13 protein-coding genes are annotated in these 18,900 nt (G+C 38.5%); all 13 read left to right on the plus strand.

Annotated elements, in window-relative coordinates; genetic code table 11:
* The first annotated feature begins 148 nt into the window (after window positions 1–148).
* The 13 genes from GMA06_RS02015 (at window position 149) to murQ (ending at window position 18,759) form a co-directional block, all read left to right on the plus strand.
* Entirely contained in the window at window positions 149–8,287 is an 8,139-nt protein-coding gene (locus GMA06_RS02015) for a YPDG domain-containing protein (protein WP_163561524.1), read from the plus strand.
* On the plus strand, window positions 8,274–8,456 hold the full coding sequence (locus GMA06_RS02020; RefSeq protein WP_163546017.1) for a hypothetical protein: 183 nt from the start codon (window positions 8,274–8,276) through the stop codon (window positions 8,454–8,456). Before GMA06_RS02015 ends, GMA06_RS02020 begins: the two co-directional genes overlap by 14 nt.
* A 180-nt stretch (window positions 8,457–8,636) precedes the next feature.
* On the plus strand, window positions 8,637–9,533 hold the full coding sequence (locus GMA06_RS02025; protein ID WP_163561525.1) for a deoxyribonuclease IV: 897 nt from the start codon (window positions 8,637–8,639) through the stop codon (window positions 9,531–9,533).
* A gap of 10 nt (window positions 9,534–9,543) precedes the next feature.
* Complete coding sequence (locus GMA06_RS02030; protein ID WP_163546019.1) at window positions 9,544–9,999, plus strand: Fur family transcriptional regulator; 456 nt, start codon at window positions 9,544–9,546, stop codon at window positions 9,997–9,999.
* Window positions 10,000–10,032: 33 nt separating this feature from the next.
* A complete protein-coding gene (locus GMA06_RS02035) occupies window positions 10,033–11,685 on the plus strand; it encodes a PRD domain-containing protein (protein WP_163546020.1) in 1,653 nt (550 codons plus the stop codon).
* A gap of 125 nt (window positions 11,686–11,810) precedes the next feature.
* Window positions 11,811–12,902: an L-ascorbate 6-phosphate lactonase gene (gene ulaG / locus GMA06_RS02040; protein WP_163546021.1), complete on the plus strand. Its 1,092-nt coding sequence runs from the start codon at window positions 11,811–11,813 to the stop codon at window positions 12,900–12,902.
* A gap of 29 nt (window positions 12,903–12,931) precedes the next feature.
* On the plus strand, window positions 12,932–14,371 hold the full coding sequence (locus GMA06_RS02045) for a PTS ascorbate transporter subunit IIC (RefSeq protein WP_163546022.1): 1,440 nt from the start codon (window positions 12,932–12,934) through the stop codon (window positions 14,369–14,371).
* A gap of 14 nt (window positions 14,372–14,385) precedes the next feature.
* Window positions 14,386–14,670 (plus strand): PTS sugar transporter subunit IIB, encoded by a 285-nt coding sequence (locus GMA06_RS02050; protein ID WP_163546023.1) that lies wholly within the window; start codon window positions 14,386–14,388, stop codon window positions 14,668–14,670.
* An 81-nt stretch (window positions 14,671–14,751) separates the two neighbouring features.
* Window positions 14,752–15,237, plus strand: a complete 486-nt coding sequence (locus GMA06_RS02055; RefSeq protein ID WP_163546024.1) for a PTS sugar transporter subunit IIA — start codon at window positions 14,752–14,754, stop codon at window positions 15,235–15,237.
* Between the two features lie 11 nt (window positions 15,238–15,248).
* Complete coding sequence (locus tag GMA06_RS02060; protein WP_163546025.1) at window positions 15,249–15,917, plus strand: 3-keto-L-gulonate-6-phosphate decarboxylase UlaD; 669 nt, start codon at window positions 15,249–15,251, stop codon at window positions 15,915–15,917.
* Window position 15,918: 1 nt separating this feature from the next.
* Window positions 15,919–16,782 (plus strand): L-ribulose-5-phosphate 3-epimerase, encoded by an 864-nt coding sequence (locus GMA06_RS02065; protein ID WP_163561548.1) that lies wholly within the window; start codon window positions 15,919–15,921, stop codon window positions 16,780–16,782.
* Complete coding sequence (locus tag GMA06_RS02070) at window positions 16,782–17,477, plus strand: L-ribulose-5-phosphate 4-epimerase (protein ID WP_163561526.1); 696 nt, start codon at window positions 16,782–16,784, stop codon at window positions 17,475–17,477. Before GMA06_RS02065 ends, GMA06_RS02070 begins: the two co-directional genes overlap by 1 nt.
* A 397-nt stretch (window positions 17,478–17,874) precedes the next feature.
* Entirely contained in the window at window positions 17,875–18,759 is an 885-nt protein-coding gene (gene murQ, locus GMA06_RS02075) for an N-acetylmuramic acid 6-phosphate etherase (protein ID WP_163561527.1), read from the plus strand.
* The last annotated feature ends 141 nt before the right edge of the window (window positions 18,760–18,900 follow it).

An 18,900-nucleotide genomic window follows, 5' to 3' on the forward strand; every position in this document is an offset into this window, starting at 1 on the left:
AAGGGTTTTGAGTTCCGTATAGGGATTATAGCACAATGTCCTAAAAAATCCTACTTTCTCGTACAAAAGAAATGGGGTATATAAAAAAGCGTTAACTAAAGGGGTGTAGCGTTTTCCGTTTATGGTTTATAAAAGGGAGGATATACTATTGAAAAAACCAGATATATTTAAAAAAGTTAGTAAATTTAGCATTCGTAAATTTACTATCGGCACATTCTCAGTCATGATTGGAGCATCTTTTATTCTAACTCCAGGATTAGATGTTACAAACCAAATAAGTATTGTTTATGGGGAAGAAGTGGATAATCCATACGGGAGATTTGCCGAGCACTATCCGGATGGGTCGTTTAAATTAGTTAGAGATAACAGAACCTTAGCCGATGTTGATACACATGTGCGATATACACAATATATTTCGACAGATGAAAATGGAAAAAGACATGTTAAATGGGATATTCTTTTTAATACAGGGCATGAACATATGAATAGACCGATGCTATATTTTGTCGTACCAGCAGGTGTCAACGTGACAAGTGTTTCTAAATTTGAAAGACTAAGAGAAGATAGACCGTGGGAAAAACAATGGGAAGTATCACCTAAAGATTGGAAAACAAACACAAGATTTTTAGGGTCTAGAGAAGAGGATACATTTGACAAAGAATGGAACAGCAGGGTTACGTATGGAGGTGGTGATTTAGCAAGATTTTTAAATAATGAAGTTAATTTAAACGATAGTTCAGGAAACCCTTTATTAGATAACATATATATAAATTGGGAAAAAAACGATCATGATGATGCCTATCGAATGATTGTTGAAGGTGATATTGTATCGGAAGAAGACAATGACTTACCATTTGTTACTGGTATGATGTCAAGTTTTGCAGTTCTTAATAGTCGAAAACATAATTATGTTACAGGGAGTACCAGAGCTATTTCTGAACAAACTGTCACAGACACTTATGTTATCACGAATGAGCATCAAACGGTTGAAAATCGCACGCAGTCTGATGCTAAATACGGATTTGAAAAAACGAATGCGAATACATTTGTGTATAAATACAATGTGTTAGACGATATACCGTTGAATACGGATGATTTATTGAAAGAGTTGATTGCGACACCGAAAGAGCCAAACCAACGAACGTTAGAGGGGGTTGAAAAACGAAAAGCAGAAGAAAATCAAGACGGTTATTCTCTTGAAAACAATATCGTTTATAAAAAAGACAACTCTACGATTAAAGTTTTAGATGTGGTTGATCCAGTAAGTAAGCGTGGTAGTCAAAATATTACAATACCCAATGTCCCAATAACCAATGACAATCAGAGTGATACATTATCAATAGACAGTGCAACAAATAATAATCATGAAGCATTTGATATTAGTGTGGGAAATCATGATAAATTGGTGACTGATTCGTTAAAAAAATATCAAATTTATGCTAAAAATAGAAGTATTAGCAATTATACAGATTTAAATACAGATACAACGTCAAATGTGAATAATTTATTTACGGTAGGTGTCTTACCGTCACAAGCCGAGCAATATATTCCGCAAGTGAAACCAACAGTTTATGTTGATAAAGATACAGCGGTAACACCTAAAGAAATGATTGAACGTTTTAATAAGCAGTGGAGTCGTTCAGAAGATTTAGGTGTGGATACTACTGGTTTACGTTATGCTTGGAAAATAGAGCCAAATACATCTGAAATAGGCTTAAAAGAGGGTGCTGTGACAATAACGTATCCAGACGGTTCAAGTGAAGATGTCCCTGTACATGTGAATGTGCGAGATACACAAGCACCAAGTGCTCCGACAGTAACACCCAATAATGACGGTAGTGTGACAGTAACCCCACCGAGTGATTTAGATACGAAGAAAGTAGACATTTCCTATATACCAGAAGATAGTGATACACCGGTGACAGTCACTGTGACAAAAGGTGAGGACGGACAATGGACGAGCAATAACCCGAATGTGCCAGTTGATGCGACGACAGGTGTGGTGACTATTCCAGCAGAGAATGTAAAAGACGGTAGTCAAGTGAGTGCTACAGTAACAGATACATCAGGGAATGTGTCGACTACATCGAGTGGTACAGCAAAAAATAATCGGGTTATAGATAGTGACGGTGACGGTATATCAGATAAAGATGAAACCCGTTATGGTACAGACCCTAATAATCCAGATAGTGATGGCGATGGCGTGGTTGATAGTGATGAAATAGGTGAAGGTACAAATCCATTGCTTAAAGATAGTGACGGTGACGGATTAGAGGACGGTTATGAAATATCTATCAATACAAGTCCGTTAAAGGTTGATACAGACGGTGATGGCTTAACTGACCGTGATGAGTTAAGAACGTATCATACAGATCCTAGAATTAAAGATACAGATCATGATGGATTTGATGACGGCGTTGAGATACAAGAGGGAACGAATCCAAATGATAGAACATCTTTTCCGGATAGAGTATCCCCAAATGCTCCGAGAGTAACCCCAAACGACGACGGAAGCGTCACGGTAACGCCACCAAATGATGTTGATACGAAGACAGTTGAGATTACGTATACACCACAAGATAGCGATGACACAGTAACCGTGACGATCACTAAAGATGAGAACGGACAATGGATAAGTAGTGATCTAAATGTGAACGTTGATACGACAACAGGTGAGGTCACTATTCGAGCGGAGAACGTAAAAGACGATAGTACCGTGAGTGCTACGGCAACAGACAATGCAGGTAATGTGTCAAATATCACAAGTAGTACAGCGGGACATGATCCGGATACGATAGCTCCAAGTGATCCAATGGTGATACCAAATGATGACGGTAGTGTGACAGTAGCACCACCAAGTGATTCCGATACGGAGATAATCGAGGTTGCCTATACGTCACAAGGCAGTGATGACCCAGTGACAATGATTATTACTAGAGATCGTAACAGACGATGGATAGGTAGTAACCCAGAAGTGCTAATTGATGCGACGACAGGTGTGATGATCATTCCAGCAGAGAACGTAAAAGACGGTAGTACCGTAAGTGCCAAGGTAACAGACTATGCAGGTAATGTATCAAATACTGTAAGCGGTATAGCGGGAAATGATCCAGATACGACAGCTCCAAGTGCTCCGGTAGTGACACCGAACGACGACGGTAGTGTGACAGTAACACCACCAAATGATGTCGATACGAAGACAGTTGAGATTACATATACCCCACAAGGCAGTGACACCCCAGTAACCGTGACTATCACTAAAGGTGAGGACGGACAATGGACAAGCAGTAATCCAGATGTGTCAGTTGATGCAACAACAGGTGTGGTGACTATTCCAGCGGAGAAAGTAAAAGACGGTAGTACCGTGAGTGCCACGGCAACAGACAATGCTGGTAATGTATCAGATACCACAAGTGGAACAGCGAAAAATGATCCAGATACCACAGCCCCAAATACCCCAATAGTGACACCGAACGACGATGGCAGCGTCACGGCAACACCACCAAATGATGTCGATACAAAGACAGTCGAGATTACGTATACACCCCAAGGTAGTGACACCCCAGTAACCGTGACTATCACTAAAGATGAGAACGGACAATGGACAAGCAGTGATCCAAATGTGCCAGTTGATGCAACAACAGGTGTGGTAACTATTCCAGCAGAGAAAGTAAAAGACGGTAGTACTGTGAGTGCCACGGCAACAGACAATACTGGTAATGTATCAGATACCGCAAGCGGTATAGCGAAAAATGATCCAGACAGTGACGGTGACGGCGTGACTGATGGAGATGAGAAACACGACGGCACGAATCCAATGGTTCCAGATAGTGACGGTGACGGTGTAAACGATGGAGAAGAAAAATACGACGGCACCAATCCGTTAGTGCCAGACAGTGATGGCGATGGAGTGAACGATGGAGATGAAAAACATGACGGTACAAATCCATTGGAACCAGATAGTGACGACGACGGTGTAAACGACGGCGATGAGAAACACGACGGCACAAACCCAATGGTTCCAGATAGTGACGGCGACGGTGTAAACGACGGCGATGAAAAACATGATGGTACGAATCCATTGGTTCCAGATAGTGATGGCGATGGCGTCAACGATGGCGATGAAAAACACGATGGTACGAATCCATTGGTTCCAGATAGTGATGGCGATGGCGTAAACGATGGAGATGAAAAACAAGACGGCACGAACCCATTGGAACCAGATAGTGACGGAGATGGCGTCAACGATGGTGACGAAAAACATGACGGTACGAATCCATTGGAATCAGATAGTGATGGCGATGACGTCAACGATGGTGACGAAAAACAAGACGGCACGAATCCATTGGTTTCAGACAGTGATAATGATGGTGTCAACGACGGAGATGAGAAACAAGACGGCACGAACCCAATGGTTCTGGACAGTGATGGCGATGGCGTGACCGATGGAGATGAAAAACACGATGGCACGAACCCAATGGTTCCGGACAGTGATGGCGACGGCGTGACCGATGGAGATGAAAAACACGATGGTACCAATCCGTTAGTTCCAGACAGTGACGGTGATGGCGTCAACGATGGTGATGAAAAACATGATGGTACCAATCCGTTAGTTCTAGACAGTGATGGCGATGGCGTCAACGATGGCGATGAAAAACACGATGGCACGAATCCAATGGTTCCAGATAGTGACGGCGATGGTGTCAATGATGGTGACGAGAAACATGATGGCACCAATCCGTTAGTTCCAGATAGTGACGGCGATGGCGTCAACGATGGTGACGAAAAACATGACGGTACGAATCCGTTAGTTCCAGATAGTGACGGCGATGGTGTAACCGACAGCGACGAGAAACACGATGGTACCAATCCGTTAGTTCCAGACAGTGATAATGACGGTGTAACTGACGGAGATGAAAAACATGATGGTACGAATCCATTGGTTCCAGACAGTGACGGCGATGGCGTGAGCGATGGAGATGAGAAACACGATGGTACCAATCCGCTAGTTCCGGATAGTGACGGCGATGGTGTCAATGATAGTGATGAAAAACATGATGGCACGAATCCATTGGTTCCAGATAGTGACGGTGACGGTGTCAATGATGGTGACGAGAAACACGATGGCACGAATCCATTGGTTCCAGATAGTGATGGCGATGGTGTCAATGATGGAGATGAGAAACACGATGGCACAAACCCAATGGCTCCAGACAGTGACAGCGATGGCGTCAATGATGGAGATGAAAAGCACGACGGCACCAATCCGTTAGTTCCAGACAGTGACGGAGATGGCGTCAACGATGGTGATGAAAAACATGACGGTACAAACCCAATGGTTCCGGATAGTGACGGTGATGGCGTGAGCGATGGCGACGAGAAACACGATGGTACCAATCCGCTAGTTCCGGATAGTGACGGAGATGGCGTCAACGATGGTGACGAGAAACATGACGGTACAAACCCATTGGAACCAGATAGTGACGGTGATGGCGTGAACGACGGAGATGAGAAACACGACGGCACGAACCCAATGGCTCCAGACAGTGACAATGACGGTGTAACCGACGGAGATGAAAAACATGACGGTACAAACCCAATGGTTCCAGACAGTGACGGAGATGGCGTGAACGATGGAGATGAGAAACACGACGGCACCAATCCGTTGGTTCCAGACAGTGACGGAGATGGTGTCAATGATAGTGACGAAAAACATGACGGTACAAACCCATTGGAACCAGACAGTGACGGTGACGGAGTGAACGATGGAGATGAGAAACACGACGGCACCAATCCGTTGGTTCCAGACAGTGACGGAGATGGTGTCAATGATAGTGACGAAAAACATGACGGTACAAACCCATTGGAACCAGACAGTGACGGTGACGGAGTGAACGATGGTGACGAAAAACACGATGGTACCAATCCGTTAGTTAAAGATAGTGATGGCGATGGTGTCAATGATGGAGATGAGAAACACGATGGCACAAACCCAATGGCTCCAGACAGTGACAGCGATGGCGTCAATGATGGAGATGAAAAGCACGACGGCACCAATCCGTTAGTTCCAGACAGTGACGGAGATGGCGTCAACGATGGTGATGAAAAACATGACGGTACAAACCCAATGGTTCCGGATAGTGACGGTGATGGCGTCAATGACGGCGACGAGAAACACGACGGCACGAACCCAATGGCTCCAGACAGTGACAATGACGGTGTAACCGACGATGACGAAAAGCACGACGGCACCAATCCGCTAGTTCCAGATAGTGACGGCGATGGTGTCAATGATGGTGACGAGAAACACGATGGTACCAATCCGCTAGTTCCAGATAGTGACGGCGATGGTGTCAACGATGGTGATGAAAAACACGATGGCACAAACCCAATGGCTCCAGACAGTGACGGCGACGGCGTGAACGATGGCGATGAGAAACATGATGGTACAAACCCAATGGCTCCAGATAGTGATGGCGATGGCGTGAACGACAGCGACGAGAAACACGACAGTACGAATCCGTTAGTTCCAGATAGTGACGGCGATGGCGTCAACGATGGTGACGAGAAACATGACGGTACAAACCCATTGGAACCAGATAGTGACGGTGATGGTGTAAACGACGGCGACGAGAAACACGATGGCACGAATCCGTTGGTTTCAGACAGTGATAATGATGGTGTCAACGATGGTGACGAAAAACATGATGGCACGAATCCAATGGCTCCAGATAGTGACAATGACGGTGTAAACGATGGAGAAGAAAAACACGACGGCACAAACCCAATGGTTCCAGATAGTGACGGTGACGGAGTAGACGATGGCGATGAGAAACACGACGGTACCAATCCGTTAGTTCCAGACAGTGACAGCGATGGCGTCAACGATGGAGAAGAAAAACATGATGGCACAAACCCAATGGCTCCAGATAGTGACGGCGACGGAGTAACTGACGGCGATGAAAAACACGACGGCACAAACCCAATGGCTCCAGACAGTGACAATGACGGTGTAAACGATGGAGATGAAAAACATGATGGTACAAACCCATTGGAACCAGACAGTGACGGTGACGGCGTGACCGATGGAGATGAGAAACACGACGGCACGAATCCGTTAGTTCCAGACAGTGACGGCGATGGTGTAACCGACGGTGACGAGAAACACGACGGCACAAACCCAATGGCTCCAGATAGTGACGGCGATGGTGTAAATGATGGAGAAGAAAAACATGATGGTACCAATCCGTTAGTTCCAGATAGTGACGGCGATGGCGTGAACGATGGAGATGAAAAACACGACGGTACCAATCCGTTAGTTCCAGACAGTGATGGCGACGGAGTGAACGATGGAGATGAAAAACATGATGGTACAAACCCATTGGCTCCAGATAGTGATGGTGACGGCGTGAACGACGGAGATGAAAAACACGATGGTACCAATCCGCTAGTTCCAGACAGTGACGGCGATGGCGTCAACGATGGCGATGAGAAACACGACGGCACGAATCCGTTAGTTCCGGATAGTGACAATGACGGTGTGACCGACGGAGATGAAAAACACGATGGTACCAATCCGCTAGTTCCAGACAGTGACGGCGATGGCGTAAACGATGGAGATGAAAAACATGATGGTACGAATCCGTTGGTTCCAGACAGTGACGGAGATGGCGTCAACGATGGTGACGAGAAACACGATGGTACCAATCCGCTAGTTCCGGATAGTGACGGAGATGGCGTATCTGATAAAGAGGAAAAAGAAAAAGGAAGTAATCCAAATGATGCGGCATCTATACCGGTAATAAAACCATCTCCAAGTGTTCCGACAATATCAGATCAAACAACACCTGTATATGTTCCGAAAGTAGCAAAACCAGGTGAAGAAATAACGGTAATAAATGAGGGATCGTCATTACCTAAAGGTATGACTGTAGAAATAGGGGAACCAAGTTTAGAGGGCAAAATAGTTCATGTTGATAAAAATGGGCGTATTACAGTCAAAGTACCAGATGAAACACCAGTAGGTACAATCATCAAGATACCAGTAACAATTACTTATCCAGATGGTTCATCAGATGGTGTATCAATAACAATCACTGTTACAAATACTAAAGGATATGATGCATCAAAATATAGCCAATTCGAATCAAAAGATCAAACACAATCTCAAAATGAGGAAAAAATATTACCGCATACAGGGGAGAAATATTCAGATTTATCCTTATTAGGTGTTGCTCTTACTGTATTTGGAGTAGGGTTGAAACGGAGACGTTATGACAAAAAATAATAAAAATAATTCTTTAGAAAATACGAAATGGATTGATTATACATGTAGCCGTACCTTTATATGTGCTAGATGTGGAGATAAAGTGACAACACGAGAAGGTGTTGTTGATAAACGTGTTAAATTTTGTAGTGCACTATGTCGTAGAAGATATTGGCGACATAAAAAATAATTGACATAAAGAATGTATTTATGATGACTAGCAAATAAATACTAGAAAGTCGGGCTAATCGTTTTGAGAGGATTAGCCCGACTTATTATGTTCGGAAATCGTTATTATATAAACAATCTGGATTGTTTTTGAAGTAATTTATGTTATACTTTACTTAAAACTGATTTATGGAGGCAGAGTATGCTTTTATTAGGTTCTCATGTATCAATGAATGGAAAAGATATGTTATTGGGATCTGCAAAAGAAGCGCACATGTATGCGGCAACAACAATGATGATTTATACAGGTGCACCCCAAAATACACGTAGAAAACCTATTGAAGAATTAAATATAGATAAAGGTAAAGCAGCGTTAGAACAATTTGGTATTTCAAATATTGTGGTACATGCACCATATATTATTAACTTAGGAAATACAATTAAAAACGATCATTTTGAATTTGCTGTTGAATTTTTAAGAGAAGAAATCAAGCGTGCGACAGCTCTAGGTGCAACGCAAATCACGATGCATCCAGGAGCACATGTAGGTGCCGGTTCACAAGTAGCTATTAGGCGTTTGATTGAAGGTTTAAATTTAGCCTTAGATAGTGATCAAGTGCCACAAATTGCTTTAGAAACAATGGCGGGTAAAGGTACTGAAATCGGTAGAAGTTTTGAGGAGCTAGCAGATATTATTGCAGGTGTGACACATAATCATAAATTGTCGGTGACATTAGATACATGTCATACACATGATGCAGGCTATAATATTAAAGATGATTTTGACGGTGTTTTAAACGAGTTTGATAAAGTTATAGGTTTAGATAAACTAAAAGTCATTCATGTGAATGATTCTAAAAATGTACGAGGTGCTAAAAAAGATAGACATGCTAATATAGGGTTTGGAGAAATTGGATTTGATGCGTTACATTATGTGGTGCATCATCCACAATTAGTCGCTTTACCTAAAATTTTAGAAACACCGTATGTTCAAGTTGGAGAGGATAAAAAAAATACACGTCCACCTTATAAACACGAAATTGCCATGTTACGAAGTGGACAATTTAATCCACATTTATTAGAGGAAATTGTGCAATAGGAGGTAACGCATGGAAGAAGTACAACGTGCCATAGCACTGATGAAAGCAAAAGGCTATAAAAACACGCCAAAGCGTCAAGCAATGTTAGAAGTAATTGCCAAAGCAGAGAGATTTATTACTGCTAAAGATGTTCAAGAAGCATTAAAAGATACTTACAAAGGGTTGAGTTATGATACGATTTATCGTAATTTATATACCTTTGTGGAGCAAGGTATTCTTGAATCGAGTGAAAGAAATGGAGAAAAGGTGTTCTTGATGCATTGTTCGACACATAAGCATCATCACCATTTCATTTGTGATCGCTGTGAAAAAATCACAGAAATTGAAATGTGTCCAATGGATTATTTTATGAATCAATTACCGGGATATGAAATTTCAGGACATCGCTTTGAAATAACAGGATTATGTCCAGAATGTGCAAAAAATAAATTGCCTAAATTAAAATTTGTTTTAAACGAAGTGTAATGGTGAGGTCGAACAAAAGAAAAGGGTGTACACATGGTATCTTATTTAGATGACAAAACATGTTTGTTGATCAATGAGTTACTGAAACAAAAAAATCCGATTTCTGTAACAGAATTGGCGAGACAATTAGGATTGTCTAGGCGAGTCGTTTATTATCATTTAGAGAAAATAAACGACGTTTTAGATGAACAACATTTGCCAAAAATAGTCAATAAACAAAAAATTGGCATTTTATTAACTGTTAAACAAAAACAATATATACAAACAGTATTGAAAACAAAAGATGTTAGCTATATTTTAAGTACAGAAGAACGTCAGTTATTATTGATGTTTTATATTGCAACAACACCGTCAAAAATTACCATTCAGCAACTGATGTCGATTTCTCAGTCATCACGCAATACAATTTTAAATGATTTAACATCTATTCGAGAATACTTACAAAACAGTATTCATGACATTTCGATGTCGGTCAATAAAAAAGATGGGTACCATTTTATTGCAAAAGGAAATGTTGCCATTGAATTTATGTATGCCTTATTTATTCAAATTTTCCAATCGAAAAATGAGATATTTATTAGCATGATAAAAGAGATGTTACACGGTAATGATATGTCGGAGTGTTTGTTGTCAGATGCGTTTAGAATACAGTTGTATCAGGCTATCAAGAAAATAGAAAAAGAAATCGGTAAAAACTTTATTGATAAAGACTTAAGACATATGGTGGATGTATATCCCTATTTGATATTGGGTTTAAAAAATGTGTCAAATCATCATATAGAAGAAAACCTAAAAGAAGTTTTTGTGAGATTAGAGTATCGTTTTGCTATGAAAGTCATGTTGGAAATGGAAAAAATATTTCATATCAATTTTTCTATTGCCGATATTTATGTTGCAGCATTGATGCTTTTATCAAGTAGAAAGGACTATGACAAGCATTTATTAAGTAAAGATTATCAACAATTATCGCAATATTTAGTATTATTTGTGGAAGCTTTTGAAAAACAAGCACGTATTGAATTGACATATAAAGAGGCATTATGCGAACGATTATTGGTACATTTTAAAGTGCTAATATACCGTAAAAAATACAATGTTTTTACAAAAAATCCATTAAAAGATGATATTAAAAAGAAATATAAAGATTTATTTATTATTGTCAAAACATGTGTACCGTTATTAGAAGAAAAAATGAACATTCATTTAAACGATGATGATATTTCATATTTGACTGTTCATTTTGGTGGGGCTTTACAAAAGGAAAGAAAAAAAGTACATTTATACCGAATGGTATTATTGACAGATGAAGGGGTAGGAATACAAGATTTACTAATCCGTCAGTGTAAAACATATATTTCTCAACTAGAACATGTTGCCACTGTTTCAAAAATAGAGGATATTCCTCAAGATGTATCCATTGATTTTATTGTAACAACGATTCATGATGTCGTCGTCGATAAACCATGTGTGTTAGTAAATCCTATTTTTCAAGTACAAGATATTATTCACTTGTTGCAAGTGAGTTCAGGATATAGATTATCAAACATGAATGAGTGTGTTGCTACACAACTTCATCAAGTATTAGCAAACTATATTCCAAATCAACAGCAACGAGAAAATGCTGTTATAGATATTCAAAATGTATTAGATAAAGAGTTAATGATTGATAAAGAAACACTTGATTAGTGCTCTTTGTTCATCATTTCCTAATCAGTCCAAATATGTACACTACTGTGTGCTTTATTTGGACTTTTTTATTATGTAAAAGGGAATATACTAAACTTATAGTAAAACATTTTGGAGGTATAAAAATGGGAAAAGCACATGAAATAACTCGTGAAAGTTGGATTTTAAGCACCTTTCCTGAATGGGGGACATGGTTAAATGAAGAAATAGAAAATGAGGTTGTGCCTGAAAATCAAGTAGCAATGTGGTGGTTAGGCTGCGTTGGTATTTGGATTAAAACACCAGCAGGAGCAAATATCTGTATGGATTTATGGTGTAGTCGTGGAAAAAATACAAAGAAAGTAAAAGATATGGTACGTGGGCATCAAATGGCTAATATGGCAGGGGTTCGTAAATTACAACCGAATTTAAGAGCACAGCCAATGGTATTAGATCCATTCGCTATAAATGAAGTGGACTTTATTTTGGCATCACATTATCATAGCGATCATATTGATGTGAATGTTGCAGCAGCTATTATCAATAATCCAAAATTAGACCATGTGAAGTTTGTAGGGCCGTGGCATTGTACACGCCTTTGGAAAGAGTGGGGTGTGCCAGAAGATAGATTGATTACAGTGAAACCGGGTGATACGGTTGAATTGAAAGATATAAAAATTCATGCACTGGATTCATTTGACCGTACATGCTTAGTCACACTACCAGTGGAAGGAGCTGAGGAACAAAACGGAGAGCTTGCAGGTCTTTGTCCGTCTGATGAAGAAATGGGGCGTAAAGCGGTGAACTATGTTTTTGAAACGCCAGGAGGTACGATTTATCATGGTGCAGATTCACATTATTCCATTCAATTTGCCAAACATGGTAAACAATTCGATATTGACGTGGCATTAAATAATTATGGTGAAAATCCAGTAGGAATTGCGGATAAGATGACATCTATTGATTTATTACGTATGGCTGAGTGCTTACGTACAAATGTTATCATTCCAGTACATCATGATATTTGGACAAACTTTATGGCAAGTACACAAGAAATTATTGATTTATGGCGCATGCGTAAAGATAGATTACAATATACTTTCCATCCATTCATTTGGGAGGTTGGTGGAAAATATGTTTATCCACGAGATAAAGATTTAATCGAATATCATCACCCAAGAGGATTTGATGATTGCTTTGAACAAGAGCCAAATATTCAATTTAAATCAATGTTATAAAAATAAATAAAAAGAAAGAGGGAAATACAGTGGATATCGTTAAAGGATTGATAGAGTTCTTCTCTAAAAACATATTACAAAAACCTGAGTTTTTTGTAGGGTTACTCGTTATTATTGGTTATTTATTATTAAGGAAACCATTACATGAAGTTTTTGCAGGATTTGTAAAAGCAACAGTAGGATATATGTTATTAAATGTTGGTGCCGCAGGATTGGTTGTGACGTTTAGACCGATTTTGGCAGCACTCAATCAAAAATTCCAATTAAATGCGGCCGTTATTGATCCGTATTTTGGATTGGCTTCTGTCAATAGTTCTTTAAAAGAAACATTACCTGATTTTGTTAGTGTTGCGACAACAGCGCTATTGATTGGTTTTTTAGTGAATATTGTTTTAGTACTATTTAGAAAAATTACAAAAGTACGTACACTGTTTATTACAGGTCATATTATGTTGCAACAAGCAACAACAATCTCATGGATTATTTTATTCTTAGTACCTGAATTACGTAATCAAATGGGTGTATTAGTTATCGGATTATTATGTGGTTTGTATTGGTCTGTAACATCTAACTTAACAGTTGAAGCAACACAACATTTAACAGGTGGTGCAGGATTTGCCGTTGGGCACCAACAACAATTAGCTGTTTGGGTAACAGATAAATTGGCGGCAAAAGTAGGGGATCCTAAAAAAGGATTAGATGATTTGAAATTACCTAATTTCTTATCTATTTTCCATGACAACGTTGTTGCATCTGCAACATTGATGTTATTATTCTTCGGTTCTATTTTAACGATTTTAGGTCCAGATATTTTAACAAATAAAGATATTGTTGGGAATGCGGTGTTTGATCCTAAAAAACAAGAATTCTTTATGTACATTATTTCAACAGCATTAACATTCTCTGTTTATTTAGTGATTTTAATGACAGGGGTACGTATGTTTGTTTCTGAATTGACACAATCATTCCAAGGTATTTCAAATAAATTATTATCTGGTTCAGTACCTGCTGTGGACTGTGCAGCAACATATGGATTTGGTTCACCTAATGCCGTGTTATTCGGATTCGTATCCGGTGCTATTGGACAATTTATCACAATTGGTTTGATGATTTTATTCCAAAGTCCAGTCTTAATTATTACTGGTTTTGTACCTGTATTCTTTGATAATGCAACGATTGCCGTGTTTGCCAATAAACGTGGTGGTGCTAAAGCAGCTATTTTATTCCCGTTTCTTTCAGGGATACTACAAGTTGTCGGTGGTGCATTAGCGGTTATGCTATTACATTTAAAAGGTGGATATCATGGAAATATCGACTTCACAACAGCATGGGTCGGTGCAAGTGGATTATTTAGTGTATCTGGTATTATCGGTATTGTCTTAATCGTATTAGGATTTTTAGCAATCCCACAATTACAGTACTTGAAAGCAAAAGACAAACAAAAATATTATGAATCACAAGTTCAATAGTGGAGGAATTATATATGTTAAAAGTATTAGCAGCCTGTGGTAACGGAATGGGCAGTTCAATGGTTGTCAAAATGAAAGTAGAAATGGCACTTCGTAAAATGGGTGTGTCTGATTTTAAAACAGACTCTTGTTCTATTGCTGAAGCAAAAGGAATGGCAAGTCAATATGATGTTGTCATTGCATCAAAACATTTGATTTCTGAATTACAAGGACGTACACAAGGTCATCTTGTTGGTTTGGATAATTTAATGGACGATAAAGAAATTTCTGAAAAATTATCAGAAGTATTACATGTATAAAATATAAAGGATTGAACAATCAACATAAAAGGGATTTGAACCTGTTCAATCCTTTTATGTTGAATGATAAGGAGGACAACAATGAATTTAAAACAAGCATTACTTGATAATCAGTCAGTTTGTTTAGGTTTAAGTGCAACAACATGGGAGGAAGCAGTCAAATTAGCTGTTTTACCGCTCATTGCTAGTCAAGCTGTTGAAGAACAATATTATGATGCCATTATTGAATCAACAAATGAATATGGACCATATTATATTTTAATGCCCGGTATGGCAATGCCTCATGCAAGACCAGAAGCAGGTGTGAATAAGGATGCTTTTTCATTGATAACTTTAAAAGAACCCGTGACTTTCTCTGACGGAAAAGAAGTGAGTGTTTTAATTGCTTTAGCAGCAACCAGTTCAAAAATACATACAAGTGTTGCCATTCCACAGATTATTGCATTATTAGAGCTAGAAAATTCGATTGCACGTTTATTGGCGTGTCAATCTGCTCAAGATGTCTATGATTTGATTGATGAGTCAAAAGATAGTCCGTATTTAGAGGGGTTAAACTTAGAAGAATAGGAGCGTACACGATGACAAAACATATACCAAATTTACAAGTTGCCTTAGATCATTCTGATTTAACAGGAGCAATTACTGCTGCCGTATCAGTTGGACAAGAGGTAGATATTATTGAAGCAGGAACAGTGTGCTTATTACAAGTCGGTAGTGAATTGGTTCAAGTTTTACGAAACTTATTTCCAGATAAAATTATTGTAGCCGATACAAAATGTGCAGATGCAGGAGGAACTGTTGCAAAAAATAATGCAGTTCGTGGAGCAGATTGGATGACATGTATTTGTTCAGCAACCATTCCAACGATGCAAGCAGCAGACAAAGCAATCAAAAAAGAACGTGGTGATAGAGGAGAAATTCAAGTTGAGCTATATGGTGATTGGACTTATGAGCAAGCACAAATGTGGTTAGACGCAGGAATTAGTCAAGCTATTTATCATCAAAGTAGAGATGCTCTTTTAGCCGGAGAAACATGGGGAGAAAAAGATTTATCTAAAGTGAAAAAATTGATTGATATGGGATTTAGAGTATCTGTTACAGGTGGACTAAACATTGATACATTAGCTTTATTCAAAGGTGTTGATGTGTATACATTTATTGCAGGTCGAGGGATTACAGAAGCTGAAAATCCTGCTCAAGCAGCACGAGCATTTAAAGATGAAATTAGACGTATTTGGGGTGAGTAGTATGAAACGTCCAATCGGTCTTTATGAAAAAGCAACACCTAAGCAGATGACCTGGCCAGAAAGATTATTATTTGCCAAAGAATTAGGTTTTGATTTTGTCGAAATGTCTATTGATGAAACAGATGCACGTTTATCACGTTTAGATTGGACAAAAGAGGAACGGTTAGATATTGTTAAAGCCATTTATGAAACAGGAGTACGCATTCCAAGTATTTGTTTTAGTGGACATCGTCGTTATCCATTGGGTTCTAGTGATGCTTCAATAGAAGAAAAATCATTAGTGTTAATGCAAAAATGTATTGAGTTGGCACAAGATTTAGGTGTTCGTGTCATTCAATTAGCCGGATATGATGTGTATTATGAAGAAAAATCTCCTGAAACACGACGTCGGTTTATGAAAAATTTAAGAAAAGCGTGTGATTGGGCAGAGCAATGTCAAGTGATTTTAGCTATCGAAATTATGGATGATATGTTCATCAATAGTATTGAAAAATATTTAGCGATTGAAAAAGAAATCAACTCTCCTTATCTATTTGTGTATCCTGATACAGGCAATGTTTCTGCATGGCATAATGATTTGTATAGTGAATTTTATTTAGGGCATAAATCAATTGCCGCAATGCATTTAAAAGATACATACGCCGTTACAGAAACACAAAAAGGACAATTTCGAGATGTACCATTTGGCAAAGGATGTGTTGATTGGGAAGAATGCTTCCGTGTGTTGAAAGAAACTAATTATCAAGGTGCGTTTTTAATTGAAATGTGGTCTGAAAATTGTAAGACAGTCGAAGAAACAAAAGCTGCCATTCAAGAAGCTCAAGCCTTTTTATATCCATTATTAGAGAAAGCGGGGTTACGATAATGCTAGAAAATCTAAGAGAACGTGTCTATCAAGCTAATTGTGATTTGCCTAAGCATAAATTAGTGAAATTTACATGGGGAAATGTGAGTGCCATTGATAGAGAAACGGGTTTAGTCGTTATTAAACCAAGTGGTGTTGACTATGAAAAACTATCTCCTGAAAATATGGTGATTACCGATTTAAATGGTAATATTGTTGAGGGTACATTACGTCCATCATCCGATTTAAAAACACATCTTGAGATATATAAAGCATTTCATGAAGTGGGCGGTATCGTACATACACATTCTAGCCAAGCAGTTGCGTGGGCTCAAGCAGGACGAGATATTCCTTTCTACGGAACAACACATGCTGATTACTTTTACGGTTCAATTCCTTGTGCAAGATCACTCACAGCAGAAGAAATCAATGGGGATTATGAAAAGTCAACAGGAGATGTCATTATTGAAACATTTCATCATAGACACATAAATCCAATGGCGGTTCCCGGAGTAATTGTTAGAAATCATGGTCCTTTTACATGGGGTAAAACACCAGAAGAGGCTGTTTATCACAGCGTTGTTTTAGAAGAAGTGGCCGACATGGCAAAAAACACAGAATTACTTTGCCCTAATGTTGAACAAGCACCACAAGTGCTAATGGATAAACACTATTTGCGTAAACACGGTAAAAATGCTTATTATGGACAAAAGTAAAGAAAAGATAGAGCTACCATCAAAATGAAAATATGGGAAACTAACCGTTCGTATAAATGTAAATAAATATTCCTAAATAGAAAACGACTTGAAATCAACTCGTTGAACTTGTTGATTTCAAGTCGTTTTTAGGTGACTTTATAATAAATCGTGTTGGTGGAAATAATCCACCAACACGATTTGTTATAGAGCCATCAACACCAAATAGTATAGAGTGATAATTTGTCGAATAGTCATTTAAAAAGATATTGGCATTTAGGACAGTTCTATTTTTGTAGTTCGTTATAGATAGATTGCCTTATCTATTATTTGTTTAGTGGGATGTAACGAAGAATTGCTTTTATTATAGATAAAACATTCTGAAAGCATTATAATATTTAATATAAGAGGTGATAATATGCAAGAACATATAACAGAAACAAGATTACAAGAAAGTATGGCATTGGATACAATGTCTATTTCCGAAATTACCACACTTATCAATCAAGAAGATGATAAAGTTGCTCGATGTGTGAAAGAGGCGTTACCAAGTATCAATCAGTTGATTGAAATGGTCGTTACTATATTAAGCAATCAAGGAAGACTTATTTATATTGGTGCAGGAACAAGTGGTAGATTAAGTATATTAGATGCAAGTGAATGTGTTCCGACCTTTAATGCACCTTGTGAAATGATTCAAGGAATTATTGCTGGAGGATCAAGTGCAATAACACAAGCAGTAGAAGGTGCAGAAGATGATACCGAACAAGCCGTTCTTGATTTAAAAGCTATTTCTTTTTGTGAAAAAGATATATTGATTGGCGTAGCAGCTAGTGGTAATACACCCTATGTTGTGAGTGCATTAGAATATGCGCATTCAATAGGTGCTAAAACAGGTGCGATTGTATGTAATAAACATTCAAAAATGTCTGCTCTAGCAGATTATCCAGTTGAAGTTTTTGTTGGCTCAGAAGTGTTGACTGGTTCAACAAGAATGAAAGCAGGAACTGCACAGAAAATGATTTTAAATATGATTTCAACAACAGCGATGATAAAATTAGGAAAAGTGTATCAAAATCTGATGATAGACGTTGTGGCAAGTAATGAAAAATTGTACAAAAGAGCTATTTCAATTATTCAAGAAGCAACAGGTTGTACAAAAATAATGGCGGAAAAAACATTTTTATTGGCTAATAAGCGAACAAAAGTAGCAGTTGTCATGATTTTATTTAGTGTATCAAGTCAAAAAGCAGAAGAATTACTCTCTCAATATAAAGGATTTATTCGTGAAATTGTTGATTGACAACAGTGCACACTCACGAGAAGAAAAGGTTTACATTTTAGAGAGTATATATTATAATGTTGGTAATTGAAGATAGGTAACGTTTTCATCTTTGTATCTTTATGATTTTTCAATGTACAAAAAAATGTATATTGAAAAAAT

Source organism: Granulicatella sp. zg-84 (assembly GCF_010892375.1).
GTDB lineage: Bacteria > Bacillota > Bacilli > Lactobacillales > Aerococcaceae > WM01.

Coding starts and splice junctions, on each gene's coding strand:
- murQ (WP_163561527.1), top strand. CDS start 17,875: ATGCAAGAACATATAACAGAAACAAGATTACAAGAAAGTATGGCATTG.
- GMA06_RS02070 (WP_163561526.1), top strand. CDS start 16,782: ATGCTAGAAAATCTAAGAGAACGTGTCTATCAAGCTAATTGTGATTTG.
- GMA06_RS02020 (WP_163546017.1), top strand. CDS start 8,274: ATGACAAAAAATAATAAAAATAATTCTTTAGAAAATACGAAATGGATT.
- GMA06_RS02050 (WP_163546023.1), top strand. CDS start 14,386: ATGTTAAAAGTATTAGCAGCCTGTGGTAACGGAATGGGCAGTTCAATG.
- GMA06_RS02035 (WP_163546020.1), top strand. CDS start 10,033: ATGGTATCTTATTTAGATGACAAAACATGTTTGTTGATCAATGAGTTA.
- GMA06_RS02055 (WP_163546024.1), top strand. CDS start 14,752: ATGAATTTAAAACAAGCATTACTTGATAATCAGTCAGTTTGTTTAGGT.
- GMA06_RS02030 (WP_163546019.1), top strand. CDS start 9,544: ATGGAAGAAGTACAACGTGCCATAGCACTGATGAAAGCAAAAGGCTAT.
- GMA06_RS02060 (WP_163546025.1), top strand. CDS start 15,249: ATGACAAAACATATACCAAATTTACAAGTTGCCTTAGATCATTCTGAT.
- ulaG (WP_163546021.1), top strand. CDS start 11,811: ATGGGAAAAGCACATGAAATAACTCGTGAAAGTTGGATTTTAAGCACC.
- GMA06_RS02065 (WP_163561548.1), top strand. CDS start 15,919: ATGAAACGTCCAATCGGTCTTTATGAAAAAGCAACACCTAAGCAGATG.
- GMA06_RS02025 (WP_163561525.1), top strand. CDS start 8,637: ATGCTTTTATTAGGTTCTCATGTATCAATGAATGGAAAAGATATGTTA.